Here is a 4002-nt window from a genome sequence, read left to right as displayed (position 1 = left end):
CGAACGCCGTCCGCATTCGGACGATCATCAGGTCGCCGGCACCGTGATCGGCGCGATCGCTGGCGGCGTGATCGGCAACCAGTTCGGTCGCGGCAACGGACGCAAGCTGACCACGGTCGCGGGTGCGGTCGGCGGCGGCATCGCCGGCAAGAAGATCCAGGAGGCGCATCAGGAAGGCGACACGGTGACGCGCGTGGTCAAGCGCTGCCGCACCGTCACGCCGGGCAAGGACTCGCCGCAACTGTTCGATGTGGTTTATGCCTGGCAAGGGCAGAACCTGCACGCGAAGCTCGACTACGATCCGGGCAGCCGCATAGCGTTGCCGGTGCGCAGTCTGCAATGAGCCTGCCCTCCAAGCTACTGCGCTCGATAATTTGTGCGCCGGCGGTGCTCGGAATCCTCATGTACTCGACTGTACACTCCGGTTCCTGCGCTCCGGCGACGCGCAAATTCTCTTCGCTCGTTACGCTTTGAGAGCAGGCTCCGGGGTATGTCGTGTGGACGCTCCCGATGCGTGCGGACTATCATCGCCGCTCGCTTGACTAACGGGAGCGTCATGAAAACTCTGCTTGCATCGGCCATCGCCGTTGCTCTTTTCTCCGTGGCTGGCTGCGCCGCGAATTCCGCGACCAAACCGGCCGCCGTGTCCGATGCGAAATCGGCCTACGTGCCCAAGTTCGATCCCAAGCTGCTTTCGGCCGAGGTGAAGACGCTCGCCTCCGACGAATTCGAAGGCCGTGGTCCGGCGACGCCGGGCGAGACGAAGACGGTCGCCTACGTGATCGAGCAGATGAAGGGCGCGGGCTTGCAGCCCGGCGGCGAGCTCAAGGACGGCAAGCGCGAATGGACGCAGCCGGTGCCATTGCTGCGCGCCGCGATCACGGGCACGCCGAAGCTGGCGTTCAACATCGGCGGCAAGGCGAAGAAGCTGACCCAGGGCAGCGAAATCTCGGTACGCGCCCCGCTCGACGGCGCCAAGTCGGTCGCGATCACGAAGGCGCCCGTCGTGTTCTGCGGCTACGGCGTGAGCGCGCCGGAGCGCAACTGGGACGACTTCAAGGGCGTCGACCTCAAGGGCAAGATCGCGGTCGTGCTGATCAACGATCCGGATTTCGAAACCGGCGTCGGCGACTTCGGCGGCAAGGCGATGACCTATTATGGCCGCTGGACCTACAAGTACGAGGAGGCCGCGCGCCGCGGTGCCGCGGGCCTGTTGATCGTACACGAAACCGATCCGGCCTCGTACGGCTGGGCGACGGTGAAGAACTCGAACACGAACACGATGTTCGATGTCGTGCGCGACGATCCTTCGGCGACGCATCCCAAGCTCGAAGGCTGGATCCAGCGTGATCTCGCCGTGTCGCTGCTGAAGAGCTCGGGCCTTGACTTCGACAAACTCAAGAAGCTGGCGCAGATGCGTGAGTTCAAACCCGTCGTGCTCAAGCACACGACGTTCTCGGCCAGCTATCAGGTCGACTCCAGCGTGATCACTTCGCGCAATGTTGTTGGCCGCGTCGAGGGGGCCAAGCATCCCGACGAGACGGTGATCTACAGCGCGCACTGGGACCACCTCGGTGTCGGCGAGCCTGACGCGAAGGGCGACAGGATCTACAACGGCGCGGTCGACAACGCGACCGGCACCGCGGCGCTGATCGAACTCGGTCGCGCGTTCGCGCACGGGCCGAAGCCCGAGCGCTCCGTGCTGTTCCTCAACGTCACCGCCGAGGAGAAGGGTCTGCTCGGCTCCGAGTACTACGCGTCCAAGCCGCTCTATCCGCTGGCGACGACCGTGGCCGACATCAACATGGACGCGCTCGATCCGATGGGTCCGGCGAAGAACTGGTCGCAGTCGGGCAATGCCGGCTCGGAGCTGCTCGACGAGGCCAAGACACTGGCCCAGGCGAATGGTCTCGCGTTCACCGTCGACCCGCATCCGGAAGCCGGGCACTTCTTCCGCTCGGATCACTTCGGTTTCGCCAAGCGCGGCGTGCCGGCCTTCTCGTGGGAATCGGGCAACGACCTCGTCGACGGCGGCCTCGAAGCGGGCGAGAAGGCGCGCAAGGAATATGTCACCAATCGCTACCACCAGCCTGCGGACCAGTGGGAGCCGACCTGGACCTTCGCCGGCATGAGCCACGACCTCGGCGTGCTCTACCAGCTCGGCAGCAAACTCGCGAACTCGCGACAGTGGCCGAACTGGGCTTCCGATTCGGAATTCCGCGCCACGCGTGATGCGACGGCGGGTGACAGAAAGTAACGCGGCGGGGCAGTTTCGGTCGCCTCCAGCGGCGCGTGCCGGATGCCGGTGCGCGCCGTTTTTCTTTTCGCGACCGCGGCCAAGGAGCTGCAAGGCGACAAACGACGTTTCAAGTATGACGGCACGGGATTTGCTTGAGCCTGTACAGATGTCCCTTTCCGTCACACCGGCCCCGGCTTTTGACACTTGATCCCCTGATGACTGCACCCCTGCCCGAAGCCGCCCGATTCATCAGCCACGAGCGGCAGCTGGTCAGGCGCATGTATCCGCTGCGCATCCTCGGCCTGGCGGCTGGATTCCTCTGCGTCGCCGGTGTCCTCTACGTCAATGGCGCGAGCCGGCTCACCTGGGCCCTGTTGTTCGCGAACGGCTTCCTCTGGCCGCACCTTGCGCGCTGGATCGCGCTGCGCGCGCGCTCGCCACGCAAGGCCGAACTGCGCAACCTCGTCATCGACTCGGCATTGGGCGGCATCTGGATCGCGCTGATGCAGTTCAACCTGCTGCCGAGCGCGTTGTCGTCGGTGATGCTCGCCTTCGACCGGCTCAGCCTCGGCGGACCGAAGCTGCTCGCGCGCGCGTTCGCCGGGCAGGTGCTGGGCTGCCTCGCAGCCGTGCTCGTGTTCGGCCTCAGCTTCAAGCCGGCGACGACGATGTTCGAGATCGTGATGACCTTGCCGCTGCTGATCGTCTATCCGCTCGTCATCGGCTGCGTGAACTACCGGCTCGTGCGCACCGTCAGCCGGCAAAACCGACGCTTGGCCCAGTTGAATCGCGTCGACGGGCTCACCGGCCTGCTCAATCGCGGCAGCTGGGAGGACAGGGCCGTGGAAATCCTGCGCCGGCACCAGCGCCTCGGCCTGCCGGCGGCGCTGCTGATGATCGACATCGATCACTTCAAGCAGATCAACGACGAGCACGGCCACCTGACCGGCGACGAGGTGATCCGCGCGGTTGCCGGCATCATCCGTCGCTGCACGCGCGACGTCGACATTCCCGGTCGCTACGGCGGCGACGAGTTCGCGATCATCCTCGTGCAGACCGATGCGGAAATGGCGAGGCTCGTCGCCGAGCGCATCCGCCTCAACGTGCTCGCGGGAGAGCCTGACGGCATTCCGGTCGCGATATCGACGGTCAGCATCGGCATCGCCACGTACGAGGCCGGCATGAACGATGCGCGCGCCTGGGTCAAGCGCGCCGATGTCGCGCTGCTTGAGGCCAAGGCCGGAGGACGTGACCGCGTCGCCGTCGCACACTGAGAACAGGTTCGGTCGGCACCGCCGATAGGCTGCATTCATCGACATATGCAGATACTCTGCGCGGGATTTTTCGCGGAGCGCAGATGAGATTTTTCCTTGCGGGATTGCTCGGCCTCGCCGTTGCGATGCAGGCGCACGCCGACGCACGCGGCGATGTCCAGCGCGCATTCGAGCAAGTCATCGGCAATGGCGGCTTTCGCGGCTACGCGCAGGGCCATGTGTTCGGACCGACTCTGCCGGCGATGGCCGGCGAGATCGAAGTCGTGTTTCCGGATCGCATCCATGCGAGCACGGACCAGATGGAATTCGTCGCGATCGGCGAGCGCGCCTGGCTCAACGCGCTCGGCGTGTGGACCGCGGTCGATCGCTCGCTCGTGCCGGTGACGGCGTTCGACATGTCGGCGATGCGCCGCGCGATCGCGTCGGTCCGCGACGCGCGCGTCGAGTCGGCGTCGAAGACCGGCCAGTGCGCGGCGCAGGTCTACCGCT

General features: G+C 65.6%; 3 protein-coding genes and 1 pseudogene. All 4 read left to right on the top strand.

Annotated elements, in window-relative coordinates; all coding sequences use genetic code 11:
• Window positions 1-43 precede the first annotated feature (43 nt).
• A pseudogene (locus VF497_RS18505) lies at window positions 44-262 on the top strand (glycine zipper 2TM domain-containing protein); the annotation flags it as partial.
• Window positions 263-556: 294 nt separating this feature from the next.
• Window positions 557-2257, top strand: coding sequence for a M28 family metallopeptidase (locus VF497_RS06160; RefSeq protein WP_330886748.1), 1701 nt, complete (start codon window positions 557-559; stop codon window positions 2255-2257).
• A gap of 197 nt (window positions 2258-2454) precedes the next feature.
• Window positions 2455-3513 (top strand): diguanylate cyclase, encoded by a 1059-nt coding sequence (locus VF497_RS06155; RefSeq protein WP_330886747.1) that lies wholly within the window; start codon window positions 2455-2457, stop codon window positions 3511-3513.
• Between the two features lie 83 nt (window positions 3514-3596).
• Window positions 3597-4002, top strand: a 406-nt coding sequence (locus VF497_RS06150; protein ID WP_330886746.1) for a hypothetical protein, incomplete at its 3' end; no start/stop codon positions are given.

This window comes from Rudaea sp., assembly GCF_036383415.1.
Lineage (GTDB): Bacteria > Pseudomonadota > Gammaproteobacteria > Xanthomonadales > Rhodanobacteraceae > Rudaea.
This window is presented reverse-complemented; position numbering and strand designations above follow the sequence as displayed.